Annotated in this window: 1 pseudogene; it reads right to left on the bottom strand. The window is 25.3% G+C overall.

Going from position 1 to position 513, the window contains the following annotated elements:
* Positions 1–398 precede the first annotated feature (398 nt).
* Positions 399–513, bottom strand: a pseudogene (locus GNY06_RS15175) (IS1 family transposase); the annotation flags it as partial.

The following is a 513-nucleotide window of genomic DNA, read 5'->3' as shown; positions in this document are numbered from 1 at the left end:
ACTTCTAATCTAAGCATAAATAGATAATAAATGTTTGTTTATCAATGCTGATGCATGATTTGACAGTGATAATTTAAGACACATGTTAGAAAAATAAAAAATAATCGCCAATATTAAAAACAATCTCAGTAATAATAAAACAGCCAATAATTATTATTATTTTGATTAAGAATTATATAAACTAAGGTTCAAAATAGAGAAAGCAAATACTTGGCTTGATAGTTTCAAAGCATTATTAATAAGATTTGAAACTTCTGTAATAACATGGTATTCTATGAATTATATTGCTTATGTTATTTTCTTTATCAGGAATTAGTCAATCTTGAATATTAAATTCAGAATTGCTAATTAAAAATAGATAGTATGTTATTACGATGGTGCGTTAAGAGAAGTATCGCTCATCTGAGCATTTCTATTTTTTTAGAATAGCATTTGGACTTTCTTCTCATTCTTGCTAAAAAATGCCTAAACAAACTATTATAAGCTTCTAGGGTAATTTTGTCTGAAGATGTT

The sequence above is a fragment of the Elizabethkingia argenteiflava genome (assembly GCF_009904105.1).
Lineage (GTDB): Bacteria > Bacteroidota > Bacteroidia > Flavobacteriales > Weeksellaceae > Elizabethkingia > Elizabethkingia argenteiflava.
Note: the sequence above shows the minus strand (reverse complement) of the source record. Positions and strands in the feature narration are given on the sequence as shown.